12 protein-coding genes, 1 pseudogene and 1 riboswitch are annotated in these 17961 nt (G+C 60.8%); of the genes and pseudogenes, 7 read left to right on the top strand and 6 right to left on the bottom strand.

What is annotated here, in order from left to right; genetic code table 11:
- Positions 1-71: 71 nt before the first annotated feature.
- Entirely contained in the window at positions 72-2213 is a 2142-nt protein-coding gene (locus ACW9HX_RS27200) for a methyl-accepting chemotaxis protein (RefSeq protein WP_457382962.1), read from the bottom strand.
- 263 nt (positions 2214-2476) lie between these two features.
- Between ACW9HX_RS27200 and ACW9HX_RS27205 the strand changes: the two genes are divergently transcribed.
- Complete coding sequence (locus tag ACW9HX_RS27205) at positions 2477-3295, top strand: M48 family metallopeptidase (RefSeq protein WP_096822780.1); 819 nt, start codon at positions 2477-2479, stop codon at positions 3293-3295.
- A gap of 44 nt (positions 3296-3339) precedes the next feature.
- On the opposite strand, the gene ACW9HX_RS27210 is transcribed toward ACW9HX_RS27205, so the two are convergent.
- The 3 genes from ACW9HX_RS27210 to ACW9HX_RS27220 form a co-directional block, all read right to left on the bottom strand.
- A complete protein-coding gene (locus ACW9HX_RS27210) occupies positions 3340-3924 on the bottom strand; it encodes a TMEM165/GDT1 family protein (protein ID WP_096822781.1) in 585 nt (194 codons plus the stop codon).
- A gap of 87 nt (positions 3925-4011) precedes the next feature.
- Positions 4012-4136: riboswitch (yybP-ykoY riboswitch) on the bottom strand.
- Positions 4137-4175: 39 nt separating this feature from the next.
- Positions 4176-5174: a methyltransferase gene (locus ACW9HX_RS27215; RefSeq protein ID WP_457382963.1), complete on the bottom strand. Its 999-nt coding sequence runs from the start codon at positions 5172-5174 to the stop codon at positions 4176-4178.
- Between the two features lie 33 nt (positions 5175-5207).
- Positions 5208-6173, bottom strand: coding sequence for a 2-hydroxyacid dehydrogenase (locus tag ACW9HX_RS27220; RefSeq protein WP_457382964.1), 966 nt, complete (start codon positions 6171-6173; stop codon positions 5208-5210).
- A gap of 179 nt (positions 6174-6352) precedes the next feature.
- On the opposite strand from ACW9HX_RS27220, the gene ACW9HX_RS27225 reads away from it, so the two are divergent.
- Positions 6353-6982, top strand: a complete 630-nt coding sequence (locus tag ACW9HX_RS27225; protein WP_085655278.1) for a LysE family translocator — start codon at positions 6353-6355, stop codon at positions 6980-6982.
- On the opposite strand, the gene ACW9HX_RS27230 is transcribed toward ACW9HX_RS27225, so the two are convergent.
- Entirely contained in the window at positions 6966-7739 is a 774-nt protein-coding gene (locus ACW9HX_RS27230) for an AraC family transcriptional regulator (protein WP_457382965.1), read from the bottom strand. The two genes, ACW9HX_RS27225 and ACW9HX_RS27230, sit on opposite strands and share 17 nt — an antisense overlap.
- 96 nt (positions 7740-7835) lie before the next feature.
- Between ACW9HX_RS27230 and ACW9HX_RS27235 the strand changes: the two genes are divergently transcribed.
- The 5 genes from ACW9HX_RS27235 (at position 7836) to ACW9HX_RS27255 (ending at position 17371) form a co-directional block, all read left to right on the top strand.
- Positions 7836-9020: an MFS transporter gene (locus ACW9HX_RS27235; protein WP_457382966.1), complete on the top strand. Its 1185-nt coding sequence runs from the start codon at positions 7836-7838 to the stop codon at positions 9018-9020.
- A 147-nt stretch (positions 9021-9167) separates the two neighbouring features.
- Positions 9168-10850 carry a fatty acid--CoA ligase gene (locus ACW9HX_RS27240; protein ID WP_134828061.1) on the top strand — a complete coding sequence of 561 codons (1683 nt, stop codon included), beginning with the start codon at positions 9168-9170 and terminating at the stop codon, positions 10848-10850.
- Between the two features lie 336 nt (positions 10851-11186).
- A complete protein-coding gene (locus tag ACW9HX_RS27245) occupies positions 11187-13076 on the top strand; it encodes a DUF1302 domain-containing protein (protein WP_457382967.1) in 1890 nt (629 codons plus the stop codon).
- A 27-nt stretch (positions 13077-13103) separates the two neighbouring features.
- On the top strand, positions 13104-14468 hold the full coding sequence (locus ACW9HX_RS27250; protein WP_457382968.1) for a DUF1329 domain-containing protein: 1365 nt from the start codon (positions 13104-13106) through the stop codon (positions 14466-14468).
- A gap of 170 nt (positions 14469-14638) precedes the next feature.
- The gene (locus tag ACW9HX_RS27255; protein WP_457382969.1) at positions 14639-17371 is read left to right on the top strand and encodes a LuxR C-terminal-related transcriptional regulator; all 2733 of its coding nucleotides are present in this window, start codon (positions 14639-14641) and stop codon (positions 17369-17371) included.
- Positions 17372-17477: 106 nt separating this feature from the next.
- Here the strand turns inward: ACW9HX_RS27255 and ACW9HX_RS27260 are convergent.
- A pseudogene (locus ACW9HX_RS27260) lies at positions 17478-17961 on the bottom strand (M10 family metallopeptidase); the annotation flags it as partial.

Genomic DNA, 17961 nt, shown 5'->3' on the forward strand with positions numbered 1-17961 from the left:
CCTCTCCCTCCGGGCGGTCCGACGTTTCGGGAGGGTTAGGGTGAGGGGCTTTTGACTTTTAGCCTTCGACGTCACACCTTGAACTGATTGATCAACCGCCGCTGCTGCTCCGCCAGCTTGGTCAAATCGGCACTCGCCGAACTCGACTCATCCGCACCACCCGCCACTTCGTTTGCCACCTGACCGATGTTGATCACGTTGCGGTTGATGTCGTCGGCCACCGCGCTCTGTTCTTCGGCGGCGCTGGCGATCTGGGTGTTCATGTCGTTGATCACCGACACCGCCTGGGTGATGGTCTCCAGCGCTTCGGCCGCTTTGGCCGCGTGTTGCACGCTTTCGTCGGTGCGGTTCTGGCTGTCTTCCATGACCCGCACCACATCGCGGGTGCCCTGTTGCAGTTGCTGGATCATGCTCTGGATTTCTTCGGTGGCCTTCTGGGTTTTCTGCGCGAGGTTGCGCACCTCGTCGGCTACCACGGCAAACCCGCGACCCTGCTCACCGGCACGGGCGGCTTCGATGGCTGCGTTGAGAGCCAGCAGGTTGGTCTGCTCGGCGATCCCGCGAATGGCGATAAGGATCGCATTGATGTTTTCGCTGTCCTTGGCCAGCGTCTGCACCACGTCCACGGCCTTACCGATTTCCACGGCCAGCACGCCAATCGAATTGGAGGTGTCGCGCACGATCTGCATGCCCTGGCTGGCGGCCTGATCGGCATGGCTGGCGGCTTGGGCGGCCTGGGTCGCGTTGCGCGCAACGTCCTGCGCGGTAGCCGTCATTTCCTGCACGGCGGTGGCCACCTGATCAATCTCGGCCATCTGCTTCTGAATGCCGATATTGGTACGGATCGCGATGTCCGCCGTGTGCTCCGAGGAATCGCTGACACTCTGCACCGACGTCACTACCTGCGTGATCATCCCCTGCAACTTGGCAAGGAAGGTATTGAAGCCTTTGGCGATTGAACCGAGTTCGTCATTGCGGTCGCTACTCAAACGACGGGTCAGGTCGCCTTCGCCCTGAGCAATGTCGTCGAGCATGGTGACCATTTGTTTGAGCGGGCGAGCAATGCCGTGGCCCACCAGCCAGATCACCAGCAAACCTAGGCCGGCAATGATCAGGCCGACCATGGCCATGCCGAAGGTGTCGGACTTGCGCTGGGCGTCGAGGTCACCCTGGAGCTTTTGCAGATCGGCCATCACCGCGTCGAGCGGCAGTTGCAGCATCAGCGTCCAGCGCGCATCGGTCTGGCCGATGCCGAATGGCAGGTACAACTCGATCCGGCCCGCCTCTTTATTGACGGAATAGGTCACTTCGCCGCGCTTGAGATTGGCCATGTTGGCAATCTGTTGGGCGTCGAGGATGTCGCTGACCTTCTCGCCGAATTTGCTCGGGTCCTTGGTGTAGGCGACGATCCGGCCGTTGCCGCCGATCAGGGCCATTTGCCCGGCACCGCTGTACAGTTTCTGGTTCGCACCCAGGAGCATTTCCTGGATGAAGTTCACCGACAGGTCGGCGCCGACGATGCCCTGGAAGGCGCCGTTGAGCATGATCGGTTCAATAAAGGAGGCGAGCATGACGATCTTGTCGCCGACCTTGTACGGCGCCGGGTCGATCACACAGGATTTTTTGGTTTCTTTCGAGCACAGGTAGTACTCGCTGGCGCGTACGCCGGTGGACAGGACTTTCTGGTCATCGACGTCCACCAGTTTGTCCAGGCCCAGAGTGCCGTCCTCGTTGCGGAACCACCATGGCAGGAAACGCCCATTGGCGGCGTCGATACCGACCACGCTGGTACCGACGTAGGCCGCGTCATTGTGGTCCAGTGCGTTCTTTTCCCAACCGATGTAGGTGCCGAGAATCTTCGGGTTCTTCTCGACGTTTTCCTTGATCAGGCTGATCAACTGCTCACGGCTGACGGTCAATCGCGGCTGGCCATCGGCGCCCGGCGTGCCGAGCAGGGCGTTGACCCGCACCAGCCCGCCGGCAATCAGCAGCGGCGCTTCCAGCTCGCGCTGGATCTGGCTGACCTGGGTCTGCGCCAGCGAGGTCAGGCGTTGTTCGATGACTTGTTCGAACTGGGCCTGGGTCCGCTGTTGAACCATCTCTTGGGTGCGGGCGCCGGAAAACAGCGCATACAACACCAGCGCCGCCACCACGCTGAGAACGATGGCGCCGGCCAGGGCCGCCACGGAAAACTGGATCGACTTGAATTTCATGGAAACTCCGCACGCAAGAGGACGTCTGCGCTGCTGTATCGGCAGCCACTATTGCGCCATGAGGCGAAGTGCGAGCAATTGAGGGTGGATGTCGCAAATGGATCAATGCGCGACGCAGTTGCAGAGGGCTTGTCGGTGGATGTGAATTTTTTCCTACAGGACTGGCGGATGACTTCTGAAAACCGGTGCATCACGTCTGTTGTATCTGGCGCCGATACAATTACCCGCCTAGGATACGCGGCATGTTTTCAGGGAGCTTTTGAATGAACAAGACATTGGTTGTAAGTGCACTGAGCGCGGCGCTGTTGCTGGCCGGTTGCCAGTCGGTCAATACCACCAGCGGCGGTGCCGTGGGCGTGGAGCGCAAGCAGTACATGTTCAGCATGCTGTCCTCGCAAGAGGTCGACCAGATGTATGCCCAGTCCTATCAGAAGACCGTTGGCGAGGCGTCCAGCAAAGGCGTGCTGGACAAGACCAGCAATGAAGCCAAGCGGGTTCAGGCGATTGCCAATCGTCTGATCGCCCAGGCGCCGAACTTCCGTCCGGATGCCGCGCAATGGCAGTGGGAAGTGAACCTGATCAAGAGTGACGAGCTCAACGCCAACTGCGGTCCTGGCGGCAAGATCATTTTCTACACCGGGCTGATCGACAGTTTGAAGCTGACCGACGATGAGATCGCCGCGGTCATGGGCCATGAAATCGCCCACGCCCTGCGCGAGCACGGTCGTGAAGCGATGTCCAAGGCCTATGGCATCGAGATGGCCAAGCAGGGCGCCGGTGCGTTGCTCGGCCTGGGTCAGGACAGCCTGGCCCTGGCCGACACCGTGGCCAACTACGGCATGACATTGCCCAACAGCCGCGCCAACGAGAACGAAGCCGACCTGATCGGCCTGGAGTTGGCCGCTCGCGCCGGCTACAACCCGAACGCCGCGATCACCTTGTGGAACAAGATGAGCAAGGCGTCCGAAGGCGCGCCGCCAGAGTTCATGAGCACTCACCCGGCATCCTCCAGCCGGATCGCCTCGTTGCAGGCGGCAATTCCGAAGGTCATGCCGCTCTACGAAAAAGCGCCAAAGTCCTGAAGCAATGATCGCTCCCACACCGAGTGTGGGAGCGATCTGCCGGATCAAACCCAGCCGCTGCTCTGCATCGCCTTGTACACCGCAACGATCGCCAGAATCATGAACGCCGAAGCCGCGAGGCGACGGATCAGGGTCAATGGCAATTTGTCTGCGGCAAAGTTACCCGCCAGAACCACCGGTACGTTGGCAATCAACATGCCGAGCGTGGTGCCGATGATCACCAGCCACAGTTCCGGGTATTGCGCGGCGAGCATCACGGTGGCGATCTGAGTCTTGTCACCGATTTCCGCGAGGAAGAACGCGATCAGCGTGGTCAGGAATGGCCCGAACTTGCGGGCGGTGCTGGCTTCATCGTCGTCCATCTTGTCCGGCACCAGGGTCCACAGGGCGGTGGCTGTGAAGCTCGCGGCGAGAATCCAGTGCAGGACCGCATCGGAGAAGAAGCTGCCGAACCAGGCGCCTACCGCACCGGCTGCCGCGTGGTTGGCCAGGGTCGCCGCAACGATACCGGCAATGATCGGCCAGGGTTTGCGAAAGCGAGCGGCGAGAATCAGCGCGAGCAGTTGCGTCTTGTCGCCGATTTCGGCCAAGGCAACGATTGCGGTGGGAACGAGTAAAGAGTCCAGCATCAGGATTTCCTAAGGGGCGGGTCGACACGGCTATGACACGTACAGCCTTCCCGCCCCGGGTAAGGTGTGCGTGTCATAGGTCTTGTCAAACCCTGCGATCCGTCTGCTGCGGACGCTTGGGTCGCATACGCCATGATCTGAGGATCAAGTATGTTGACGTATGCCGGACGAGCATGGCGCTCGTGGGAGACTACTCCCCTAGGACGGAGCGGATTCTGCCTAGGCAGAATCCATTCGGCAAGTGCTAATTTTCAGCCGCGCTTGGCCCGGTAAATCCGGAAACCATTACCTTCGGCCTTGATCGCACACACGCCAAGATGCTCTTCGATCAACGGCTGGTACTTCAGGAAGCTGTTCGCCACCAAGCGAAGTTCGCCGCCGTTTTTCAGGTGTTTGGCCGCTTTTCGCAGCAAGTTTTCGGTGGCGAAATAATCGGTGTGTACACCGACATGGAACGGCGGATTGCTCAGAATCGCGTTCAAACCCATCGGTGCGGCGTCGATGCCGTCACCGGTTAACACTTCGGCTTCCAGACCGTTGGCGGCCAAAGTCAGGCGACTGCTGGCGGCCGCGAAGGCGTCGACGTCCAGCAAAGTGACCTGATTGTGCGGGTAACGACGTTTGACCGCCGCGCCAAGCACGCCGGCACCGCAACCGAAGTCCAGCAGGTGACCGCTCGGCAGTTTGTCCAGGTGCTCCAGCAGCAGGGCGCTCCCGCGATCCAGTCGGCCATGGCTGAACACGCCCGGCAGGCTGATGACTTTCAGTGGCCCTTCGGCCAGCGGCAGTTCGTAAGTCTGCGCCAGGCTTTCCAGGGATTTGGCTTCAGGGGCGTTGGCCACCGTCACTTGCCAGAGTTGGCAGTGACGCGCGCTGTCGAGCTTGCGCGGCTTGCCGAACGGGTTGAGCTGTTTGGACGCACCTTCGATGCCGCTGCGTTTTTCCCCGACCAGAAACACTTCACGACCAGCCAGACGTGAAGCCACTGCGTTGAGAATGTAATCGGTCAGGTCCTTGGACTTGGGCAAGAACACCACCGCGCTGTCGAACTCGCGATCCGGCACATTCACGCCGAAATGGCTGCGACCTTCGAAACGCGCATCGAGCGCTGCCTGATCGCCGGCATGCCAGCACCAGCCAAAGGCGTTGGGCAGGCGCCCGAGCAAGTCGTCGGCGGGCAGGCCGGCCAACAACAGCGAACCCTGGAATAACTCGACCTGACGAAGCAGTACTTCACTGCGCGGATCCATAACTGCTCCTGTGAAAAAAAGTGCCGCAGTTTATCAACTGACGACCCGCAGCGCCTTACCGCTGTAGAACGCCTGGGTGTTTTCCACCAGTTGACCGACGATTCGCTGCCGGGCTTCCCGACTGCCCCAGGCGTTATGCGGGGTGACGATCAGGCGCGGGATGTCGGCGGCCAACAGTGGATTGCCTTGGGTCGGTGGCTCGACGCTCAGTACATCGGTGGCTGCGCCGCCCAGATGACCCTTGCGCAAGGCATCGGCCAGGGCTTGTTCGTCGATCAGGCCGCCACGGGCGGTGTTGACCACAAACGCGCCGGGTTTCATGGACGCCAGCTCGCGGGCACCGATGAAGTGCCGGGTGTGTTCATTGAGCGGGCAGTGCAGGGTGAGGGCGTCGATCTGCGGCAGCAGTTCTTCCAGCGGCAAGCGATCCGGACGGGCCGGGCGTCCCGGAATCTGCCCCAGCAATACGCGCATGCCGAAGGCTTCGGCCAAGCGGGCGACCGCACCACCGAGTTCGCCATGCCCGAGCAGGCCGAGGGTTTTGCCCTCCAACTCGACGATCGGGTAGTCCAGCAGGCAGAACTGTTTCGCCTGCTGCCAGCGTCCTTCACCGACGGCTTTTTGATAGTCGGCCAGACGCGTGGCGAGATTGAGCAGCAGCATGATTGTGTGCTGCGCCACCGACGGCGTGCCGTAACCCTGGCAGTTGCACACGGTGATGCCGTGGGCGCGGGCGGCGGCCAGATCGACGTTGTTGGTGCCGGTGGCGGTGATCAGGATCAGCTTCAGCTGTGGGTTGGCGGCCATGGCGGCGGCGTCGATCAGGACCTTGTTGCTGATCGCCACGGTCGCACCTTGCAGGCGTTCGGCAACCTGCGCAGGCAACGTCTGGGCGAACAGTTGCAGATCGCTGAAGCAGTCACGCAAAGGGCTCAGATCGAGATCGCCAAGATCCAGCGAAGGGTGATCGAGGAATACGGCGCGGTGGGCGTTCGTCATCAACTGTACCTGTCGTGCTTTGAAGGGAAGGCGTAATCTGCCGAGCCTACCAGATGAAACACCTGTGGGAGCGAGCCTGCTCGCGAGGCGCCATGTCAGGCAACAGTGATGTGCCAGGCACTCCCTCTTCGCGAGCAGGCTCGCTCCCACAGGAATGTAATGACCTCAGAGGAGCCCCCATGTACTGGACCGAATTCTTGACCGTTGCCCTGATCCACCTGCTGGCCGTCGCCAGTCCCGGTCCTGATTTCGCCGTGGTGGTGCGCGAAAGCGTGACTCACGGTCGTCGCGCCGGCACCTGGACGGCACTGGGCGTGGGCACGGCGATTTTCCTGCACGTCGGATATTCGCTGCTGGGCATCGGCCTGATCGTTTCGCAATCGATCGTGTTGTTCAACGCCCTGAAATGGGCCGCCGCCGCTTATCTGCTGTACATCGGCTTCAAGGCGCTGCGCGCGCAGCCGGCCAAGACCGTGACCGACGATCTGCACAAAGAAGCCGGCGAACGCACCGCCCGTGGCGCCTTCACCTCAGGCTTCGTGACCAACGGCCTGAACCCGAAAGCCACGCTGTTCTTTCTGTCGCTGTTCACCGTGGTGATCAATCCGCACACGCCACTGGCGGTGCAGGCCGGCTACGGGATTTATCTGGCCGTCGCGACCGCAACCTGGTTTTGCCTGGTGGCGATGCTGTTCAGCCAACAGCGTGTGCGTGCCGGTTTCGCCCGCATGGGCCACTGGTTCGACCGCACCATGGGCGCTGTACTGATCGCGATTGGCGTGAAGCTCGCGTTCACCGAGATGCATTGATCGAACTGAGCTGATTCAGGGCGTTGAGGTACTCCCGGGGATTGTCCCCGAGCAAACGGCGAAACATCGCGCTGAACGCCCGCGCGCTGCCGTAACCCAGATCCCGCGCCACGCTTTGCACGCTGTCCCCGGCGAGCAGGCGGGGCAGGGCTTCCATCAGGCGCAGTTGCTGGCGCCAGGCATTGAAACTCATCTTCAGTTGTTGCTGGAACAGCCGCGCCAACGTACGTGAGCTGGCGCCGACTTGCTGCGCCCAGTCTTCCAGGGTGTTCGGGTGATCGGGCTCGCGCAGCAGCGCCAGGCAAATGTTTTGCAGGCGCCGGTCGCTCGGCATCGGGATGTGCAGCGGCAGGTTTTCGAGGCCGGCCAGTTCCTCCAGCATCAACTGCTGGATCAGCGGGTTGTCGGCGTGGGGCGGGCCCTGCACCGCGCGCAGGATCAGTTCGCGCAGCAACGGCGTTACGGCCAGTACGCAACAATTTTGCAGGCTGGCGGGCGACAGCTCGGGGGCGATGAACAATGAGCGCATCTGCACATCGCCGGACATGAAGATCTCATGGCCGATCTGCGGTGGAATCCACACCGCGCGGGTCGGGGGAATCACCCACGCACCTTGCGCCGTGACCACCCGCATGACCCCGCTCACCGCATACAGCAACTGCGCCTCGCGATGCAGGTGCAATGGCTGGTGCGCGCCGTCGAGATAATCCCGGGGGTAGGCGCTCACCGGGCCGTGGTCGAAATGGCTGATCAACATGTCCGGTTCACTGACTTGAATGGCAGGAATGCGCTTTTTTGCCAACTTAGCATAAGCGCTCACCCTCATCTGTTCACAACAAGAAAGCGTGCCGCGATGAATCAATCCAGAAATGTCATCCGCTACATCAACGCAGCCCATGTGATCGATCACATGTTCATGCTGATTTTTCCCGCCGCCGTGCTCGGCATGACCCAGGCCTTCGCCCTCGACTACGCCGCGCTGATCGGCCTGTCGCTGGGCGGTTTCATCGCATTCGGTGCCTGTTCGCTACCGGCCGGCTGGCTCGGCGATCACTGGAGCCGGCGACGGATGATGCTGGTGTTTTTCTTCGGTATCGGTGGTTCGGCGATCGTTACCGGTCTGAGTAGCAGCCCGACGATGCTGGTGATCGGCCTGACCCTGATCGGCATTTTCGCCGCGATCTATCACCCGGTCGGCACGGCGATGCTGGTGGCCTATGCGCAAAATCGTGGCCGCGAAATCGGCATCAACGGCATGTGGGGCAATCTTGGCGTGGCGTTCTCGGCACTGATAACCGGGCTGTTGGTGGCGCAGTTCGGCTGGCGTTCGGCGTTCCTGTTACCGGGTGCCGTGGCGATTGTGCTGGGGATCGGTTTTGTCTTGCAGGTGCGTGAGGAGCCGATTCCCAAGCGCCCGCATACCGCGCTCAAAGGCGCCGGCGGCCAGCGCATTTCGATGGTCATGGTGTTTGGCGTGCTGGCCTTGGCCACGGCCACCGGCGGGGTGGTGTTCAACGCCACGACCATGACCTATCCGAAACTGTTTCAGGATCGCTTGCATGATCTGTTCGCCTCGCCCCAGACACTTGGCGTGGTAGTGAGCCTGGCGTACGCGTTCGGTGCAGTGGCGCAGTTGAGCATCGGGCAATTGCTGCACCGGGTCAGTCTGAAATGGCCATTTGTGGTGCTGACACTGTTTCAGGCGCCACTGCTTTATGCCATGGCTTACGTCGATGGCTGGGCGGTGATCGCGCTCGGGGCGGCGTTCATGTTCGTGGTGTTCGGTCAGGTGACGGTGAACGATTCGATGGTCGCCAACTTTGTCGCGCCGCAATGGCAGTCGCGGGTGTTTGCCTTGCGTTACTGTTTATCGTTTGGTGCCAGTGCGACGGCGATTCCGCTGATTGCCTATGTCGAACCGCGCCATGGTTTTGTGGGGCTTTACCTGATCCTGGCCGGTTTTGGCGCGTTGACTTTCCTCGCTGCGGTGGTTTTCCCACGCACGCCTTCCGAAGCGGCTGTAGGGCAAACCGCCTGATCGGTGACGAATACCGGCAAATGCTGGCGCAAAGCTAGCATTTGTACGGCTCTGCAAATCATTCCTTTGGCTGATTTGGCTGGCGTATAACGGTTCTAGAGTACAAAACTCCAACGCCAACACCGTGCAGTCAGAAAAGGGATTCTTATGTTGCAGACTCGCGTTATTCCGCCCGCCGAAGGGGCCTACCAGTATCCATTGCTGATTAAACGGCTGCTGATGTCGGGCGCCCGTTACGAGAAAACCCGCGAGATCATCTACCGTGACCAGTTGCGCTACAGCTATCCGACGCTGATCGAGCGGGTCGCGCGACTGGCCAACGTATTGACGGCGGCCGGCGTAAAGGCCGGCGATACTGTGGCGGTGATGGACTGGGACAGCCATCGCTATCTGGAGTGCATGTTTGCCATTCCGATGATCGGCGCGGTGATCCACACCATCAACGTGCGCCTGTCGCCGGAACAGATTCTCTACACCATGAACCACGCCGAGGACCGCTTCGTGCTGGTCAACAGCGAGTTCGTCGGGCTCTATCAGGCCATCGCGCCGCACCTGACGACGGTGGAGAAAACCCTGCTGCTGACCGATCTGCCGGAAAAAAACGCGGATCTGCCGAATCTGGTTGGCGAGTACGAGCAGTTGCTGGCGGCCGCGAGCCCGCAGTACGACTTCCAGGATTTTGACGAAAACTCGGTCGCCACCACCTTCTACACCACGGGCACTACCGGCAATCCGAAAGGCGTGTACTTCACCCATCGGCAACTGGTGCTGCACACCATGGGCGTGTCGACCATCATGGGCGCCATCGACAGCGTGCGGCTGCTGGGCACCAACGACGTGTACATGCCGATCACCCCGATGTTCCACGTGCATGCGTGGGGCCTGCCGTATGTGGCGACGATGCTCGGGCTCAAGCAGGTTTATCCGGGGCGTTACGACCCGGAGTTCCTCGTCGAGTTGTGGCGCAAGGAGAAGGTCACCTTCTCTCACTGCGTGCCGACCATCCTGCAAATGGTGCTCAACGCCAAGGGCGCGCAAGGCACCGATTTCGGCGGCTGGAAAATCGTCATCGGCGGCAGCGCGCTCAATCGCACGCTGTATGAAACGGCCAAGAGCAAGGGCATTCAACTGACGGCCGCCTACGGCATGTCGGAAACCGGGCCATTGGTCTCGTGTGCGCATCTGAATGACGAACTGATGGCGGGCACCGAAGATGAACGCACCACTTATCGGATCAAGGCCGGGGTACCGGGGCCGCTGGTCGAAGCGGCCATTGTCGATGGCGACGGCAACTTCCTGCCGGCCGATGGCGAAACCCAGGGCGAACTGGTGCTGCGCGCACCCTGGCTGACCGAAGGCTATTTCAACGAACCGCAGAAGGGCGCCGAGCTGTGGGCCGGCGGCTGGCTGCACACCGGGGACGTCGCCACGCTCGACAGCATGGGTGTGATCGATATCCGCGACCGGATCAAGGACGTGATCAAGACCGGTGGCGAGTGGATTTCCTCGCTGGACCTCGAAGACCTGATCAGTCGCCACGTCGCGGTACGTGAAGTAGCAGTGGTGGGCATCGCCGATCCACAGTGGGGCGAGCGCCCGTTTGCCTTGCTGGTGATCCGCGAAGGGCACGCCATCGGGGCTCGTGAGCTCAAGGAACACCTCAAGCCATTCGTGGAACTGGGGCACCTGAGCAAGTGGGCCATTCCGAGCCAGATCGCCCTTGTTACTGAAATTCCCAAGACCAGTGTCGGCAAGCTCGACAAGAAGCGCATCCGCCTCGACATCACCGAATGGCAGGCCAATAACAGCACCTTCCTCTCGACGCTCTGAGCGTCCCCTGGCGCGCCGAAAACGGCGCGCCAGGCCCACCAAGCAAGCGCTTGGCTTGTTAAATCCGAATTTTCAGCCATCCTTGCCGTGCCGACATGTGTCGGACTGGCGAAAGGACTGTTCCAGAGTGGCCGGCAGCTGCAAATCACACTTTAGAGGGATCAAGCAGTACTACCTGCTGGCTATAGTCCGCTCAAGGATTTTTAAGAACGGGGCACACGCACAAACGGGGCGATGCAACATTGAAGTGATTTCGGGAGGCCTCTGGCGCCCGGTCCTTCAGGCGTTTTTAAAAGTACTCACTGCCATAACAATAATGCACATGGAGTAGCGTCGATGACCTCAGTAAACCAGTTCTGGCGCCGGGCGAAACTGCCTCTGGCGGTCAGTCTTGCCTCCACGCTCGCCGGGCCCGCATTCGGCGTCAGTTTCAACGTCGGTGAAATCGAAGGCCAGTTCGACTCCTCGCTCTCCCTGGGCATGAGCGTGTCGACCCAGCAGCCGAACAAGGATCTTATTGGTGTCAACAACGGCGGCCGGGGATTGTCCCAGACCTCCGACGACGGTCACTTGAACTTCAAGAGCGGGCAAGCCTTCTCGAAGATCTTCAAGGGCATCCATGACCTCGAATTGAAATACGGCGACACCGGTGTCTTCGTCCGGGGCAAATACTGGTACGACTTCGCGCTGCAGAACCAGGATCTGGAATACAAGGACGTCAGCAACCATAACCGCGACGTGGCAGCCCGCTCTTCGGGTGGCCAGATCCTCGACGCCTTCGTTTACCACAACTACTCCATTGCCGATGAGCCGGGTTCGGTGCGTCTGGGCAAGCAGGTGGTGAACTGGGGTGAAAGTACCTTCATCGGTGGCGGCATCAACTCGATCAACCCGATCGACGTTTCCGCCTTCCGCCGTCCGGGTGCCGAGATCAAGGAAGGCCTGATCCCGGTCAACATGTTCTACGTGTCCCAGAGCATTACCGAAAACCTGTCCGCCGAGGGTTTCTACCAGATCGACTGGCAGAAGACCGTGACCGACAACTGCGGCACGTTCTTCTCCCAGCCTGACATTGTCACCACCGGTTGCGACGACAACCTGCGCGTGCTCAACAAGCGTTCGACCATTCCGGGTATTGCGCTCGGCCCGCTGGCGGCCGCGAATGTCGACGTCAACGAAGAAGGCGTGCTTGTGCGTCGCTCCCCGAACCGCAATGCGCGGGACAGCGGGCAGTGGGGCGTGTCCGCCAAGTACATGTTCGATCCGCTGGCCACCGAATTCGGTGCCTACTTCATGAACTACCACAGCCGTGCGCCGATCTTCAGCGCAACCGGTGCGCCACAGTCGATCTATAACGGCGTCAAGGCACTGCCTGGCCCGTTCCAGGCGCTGGGGCCGCTGGTGGTGGCGGGTAACTCCGAGTATTTCATCGAGTATCCGGAGGACATTCGCCTCTACGGTCTGAGCTTCTCCACCACCCTGCCTACCGGTACGGCGTGGAGCGGTGAGGTCAGCTACCGGCCGAACGCGCCGGTGCAACTGAACTCCACCGATATCCTGTTTGCCGGTGTGCGTCCATTGGGCGGTGCGCTGACCAACGCCTCGATCCTCAATGGTGTTCCGGGCCAGGACCTGCACGGCTACAACCGCAAGGAAATCACCCAACTGCAAACCACCCTGACGCACTTCTTCGATCAGGTCATGGGCGCCAACCGCCTGACCCTGGTAGGCGAAGTCGGCGTGACCCACGTCGGCGGTCTGGAAAGCAAGTCCGAGGCACGTTACGGCCGCGATCCGGTTTTCGGTCCGGGTGAACTGCCGTCCACCGGCGGCCTGAACACCTGCTCGCAGATCCTCAACACTTCGACCATCAATGGTGCCGGCCCTGGCGCTTCGACCAGCAACCGCTCCAGCAATTGCGACAACAACGGTTTCACCACTGCCACTTCCTGGGGCTATCGCGCTCGTGCCATCTGGGATTACAGCGACGTATTCGCCGGTGTGAACCTGAAGCCGAACGTGGCCTGGTCCCACGACGTCAAGGGTTACTCCCCAGGCCCTGGCGGCAACTTCGAGGAAGGTCGCAAGGCAATCAGCCTCGGGCTGGATGCCGAATACCAGAACACCTACACCGCAAGCCTGGCCTACACCAACTTCTTTGGTGGCGAATACAGCACGGTGGATGATCGCGACTTTGTTGCCCTCAGTGTTGGCGTGAACTTCTAAGCACAGTTTTTCAGGACGAACAAACCTATGAAAATAACAAAGAGTCTGTTCCACGCGGGTGTTCTGGGGCTTTCGCTGCTGGCGACCAGCGTGATGGCGGCGGTACCTGCCGCCGAAGCCGACAAGTTGGGCAAGAGCCTGACCCCGATGGGGGCCGAGATGGCGGGCAACGCCGACGGCTCGATCCCGGCCTGGAAACCGCTGGCGAAAAATGCCGGCACCGTCGACAGCAAAGGCTTCCTGTCCGATCCGTACGGCAGTGAGAAACCGCTGTTCACCATCACTGCGCAGAACGTCGACCAGTACAAGGACAAGCTTGCGCCGGGCCAGTACGCGATGTTCAAGCGTTACCCGGATACCTTCAAGATGCCGGTCTATCCGTCCCATCGCGGTGCCACCGTGCCGGATGACGTGTTTGCCGCCATCAGGAAAAACGCAACGACCACCACTCTGGTGGCCGGTGGCAACGGTCTGGAAAACTTCCAGACCGCCATCCCGTTCCCTATCCCGAAAGACGGTCTGGAAGTCATCTGGAACCACATCACCCGCTATCGCGGTGGCAGCGTGACCCGTCTGGTGACCCAGGCGACTCCGCAGACCAACGGCTCGTTCAGCCTGGTGTATTTCCAGGACCAGTTCGTGTTCCGCGACAAGATGAAGGATTACGATCCGGCCAACCCGGGCAACGTGCTGTTTTACTTCAAGCAGAAAGTGACCGCGCCGGCTCGTCTGGCAGGTACCGTGCTGCTGGTGCACGAGACCCTCGACCAGGTGAAGGAGCCGCGCAAGGCCTGGGTCTATGCGACCGGTCAGCGCCGTGTGCGTCAGGCACCACAAGTATCCTATGACGGTCCGGGTACTGCCGCGGACGGTCTGCGGACTTCCGACAACCTGGATATGTACAACGGTGCACCGGATCGTTACGACTGGAAGCTTGAAGGCAAGAAAGAGATGTACATTGCCAACAACAGCTACAAGATCGATTCGCCGACGCTGAAGTACGCCGACATCATCAAGGCCGGTCACATCAATCAGGACCTGACCCGTTACGAGCTGCGCCGCGTCTGGCATGTGGTGGCAACCTTGAAACCAGGTCAGCGTCACATCTATGCCAAACGTGACTTCTTCATCGATGAAGATACCTGGCAGGCAGCCGTCATCGACCATTACGACGGTCGCGGTCAGCTGTGGCGCGTTGCCGAGGCGCACGCCGAGGACTACTACGACAAGCAAGTGCCGTGGTATGCGCTGGAAACCCTGTATGACCTGCAATCGGGTCGCTACCTGGCACTGGGTATGAAGAACGAAGAGAAGCAGGCGTATGACTTCGGCTTCTCTGCTACCAAGAGCGAATTCCAGCCGGGCAACCTGGGCCAGGACGGTATCCGCTAAGCTGTAACCCGAGGCCGCATCCTCGAAAAAACGCCCCGACTGGTTCGGGGCGTTTTTTTTGCGTCGTGATTTTGTAGCCATTTGTAGCAACAACTTCATATGTACGCCGTTTAAGGCTAGGCTGCGGACATCTGCTACGCCGCCAACAGCCATTCAAACAAGAGCCGGCCATGACTGATCTGTCCCCACTTCCGGGCCCTGCAAGCGTTGCCGTCGCGGCACTGGACGGACGTTTTTTCCGTCCTCCGCTGCCTGACGGATACGTATTGCGGCCACGACTTTGCGAGCGCCTGCAAGCCGGGCTCGGTGGACGTCTGTTGCTGGTCTGTGCTCCGGCCGGGTTTGGCAAAAGCTCGCTGGCCGTGGAGTTCTGTCAGAGTCTGCCGGCGCATTGGCAAAGTCTGTGGCTGGGTTTGAGCGCCCGGGACAGCGACCCGGGACGATTTCTCGAACGCTTGCTCGAAGGCCTGCAGGACTATTTCCCGGAACTCGGCAGCCGTGCACTCGGCCTGTTGAAAATGCGCCAGCGTCATCAGCCATTCGCCTTCGAAGAATGGCTCGACGGCCTGCTCGATGAGCTGGCACTGCACCTGCAACCGACCTCGCCGCTGTTACTGGTGCTGGACGATTACCACCTCGCCCAAGGGCCGGTACTCGACCGTTGCCTGCAATTTTTCCTCAATCATTTGCCCGATGGCTTGCTGGTCATGGTCACCAGTCGTCAGCGGCCGGACTGGCATCTCGCCCGACTGCGGCTGTCGCGACAGTTGCTGGAACTCCATGAGCAGGATCTGCGCCTGACCCACGACGAAGCCCTGGCGTTGCTCGACCGGCACAGCAGCTCGCTTCGCGGTGAAGCCCTGGAAAACCTGATCCAGCGCAGCGAAGGCTGGGTCGCCGGGCTGCGCTTCTGGTTGCTGGCCGTGTCCGAGGCCGGGAATGACGCAGCGTTGCCGCAGGCCTTGAACGGCGGGGAAGGACTGATCCGCGAATACCTGCTGGAAGAAGTCATCGACTGTCTGCCGGCCGAAGTGCAGGCGTTTCTCTACGACACCGCGCCGCAGGAACGCTTTTGCAGTGAGCTATGCAACGCGGTCCGTGAAGCCCACGACAGTGCCGAGATTCTGCGCTTCCTGCTGGCGCATCAGGTGTTTCTGGTGCCGCTGGATGAGCACGGGCACTGGTATCGCTATCACCATCTGTTTTCCGACCTGTTGCGCAGTCGACCGATTACCCGGGCGATCGTGCCTGTCGCGACGCTGCACTTGCGCGCCTGTCGCTGGTTCAATGCCCAGGGGTTGCTGGACGAAGCTGTCGAGCAGGCGTTGCGGGCAGGGCATCTGGACGTGGCGGCGAGTCTGGTGCAGAACCTGTCCGAGGAACAGCTGCTCGCCGAGCAGAATGTCGGCATGTTGCTGCGCTGGAAAATGGACTTGCCTGACAGTCTGCTGATCAGCACACCACGCCTGATCGTGTTGTACAGCTGGGCGCTGGGCTTGGCGTGTCAACTCGACGCGGCCGAAGAGCTCGCCAGTCACCTGAGCCGGTTTCTGCCGGCGCCGTCGGCCACTGCGCAGAAGTCCATGCTTGCCCAATGGCTGGCGCTCAAGGGCATCATCGCCCGAGGACGGGGGCATCGCGAGCAGACCATCGAGTATTGCAGCGAAGCACTGGAAAGCCTGCCGGCCAAACGCTATGGCCAGCGTCTGATGTGCCTGTCGACGTTGTCCAATCTGGCGATTGCCGATGGCGATCTGTGGCGCGCGCGAGGTTTGAACCGCGAATCCCTGGAGCTGGCGCAACGGGTTGGCAATCCGTTGTTCGAGGCACTGGCTCACTATGACCGCGCCCGGGTTCTACAGGCGCGGGGGGAAATAGTGCGCTCGCTCGATGAAGTGCATCAGGGCCTCGAGCGTCTGCGCGGATTGTCAGCGCAGCGCTTGTATGCCGTGCGTGCACGATTGACGCTGTATGAGGGATTTCTGTTGGCCATGCGCTTGCAACCAGAGGCGGCGCGCGCGCGATTGCAGGCCGGCCTCAGTGAAGCGCGGGCCTGTCGTGATATCAGTGTGCTGATCGGTCATTGCGTTATCGCCCGACTTGACGGCAGCAGCGGCGACTACGCCAGGGCTTTCGCCGAACTGGCAGAAGCCGAGCGTTTGATGCACATCTGGGATGTGCCACCGATCTACTATCTGGCGATGATTACTCTGGTCAAATGCGAGTTGTGGCTGGCGCAGGGGCGCATTGATCTGGCCGAGGCCTGGCTGGCGCGACTGGGGCAGACCTACACCGGCGAGCGCGCCGCGGCACCACCGGAGTTTCATCCGCAGTTGCCGTTGCATGTCGAGTTGCAGCAGGCGCTGCTGGATGTCATTCAGGGGCAACCGATGCGGGCCGAAGGGCGCTTGAACATGTTGCTGGAAAACGGCCAGCAAACCGGGCGTCAGTTGTTGAGCGTGATGGCGCTGACGCAGAAGGTGGCGTTGCTGCTGGCCGGTGGCCGCGAACCCGAGGCTCGCAAGGCTTTTGCCCAGACGCTGGAAGCCGCATCAGGTGGGGTGTTGCAGCCCTTTGATGTTCTGGCGCGAGAGCATCCGGACTGGTTGCGCGGCCAATTGACGGCTACGGCGAATCCGACGTGCCAACACTTACTGGACTGCTTTGCACTGTCGACCACCCGTCCGGCCACCGATGTTTCGTCAACAGAGCAACTCAGCACCCGGGAACTGGCAGTGCTGCGGCTTATCGCCCAGGGGTGTTCAAATCAGGAAATCAGCGATCAGTTGTTCATTTCACTGCACACCGTGAAAACCCACGCCAGCCATATCAACAGCAAACTGGGAGTGGAGCGACGAACTCAGGCTGTCGCCCGGGCAAAGGAACTGGGCATGCTGAGTTAACAGCGGCAATCGTCGAACATGAAAACAAAACGCCCCGAACCAGTCGGGGCGTTTTGTTTTCAGTTGAACCGGCCTGCATCACAGGCCGGGTATTTCGGTGAAGACGTCAGGCCACCAGATCGTTGGCGCTGAAGCTGTTGACACCGACCAGCTGGATTTCGAAGTCAGCACCGACGTTGCCGCTGACATTACCCGACAGTACGTGATCGACGAACCGCAGTTGGCCTGCACCCGTGAAGTCACTTGCACCAATGAAGGTGAAACCGTTGAAACCGGCGGACAACAGGTTGGCATCGAAGTGAGTCAGGTCGATTTTATCGCCCTGCAAACTGCTGAAGTCGGTGATGACGTCACGGTTGTTCCCCAACCCCATCTCGTTGACAGCACCGAAGACGAAGGTGTCGGCACCGCCGCCACCAGTCAGCGTGTCCGCGCCTGCACCGCCGTTCAGCACGTTGTTGGAGGCGTTGCCGATCAGGACGTTGTTCTGCGCGTTACCCAGCAGGGTGAAAGCACCAGTGCTGTACACACTGATGTTCTCGACGTTCTGCAGGTTGCTCAGGTTCAGGTCGATCACGTTGTTCTGCGCG

The organism is Pseudomonas sp. SDO52101_S400, assembly GCF_054071635.1.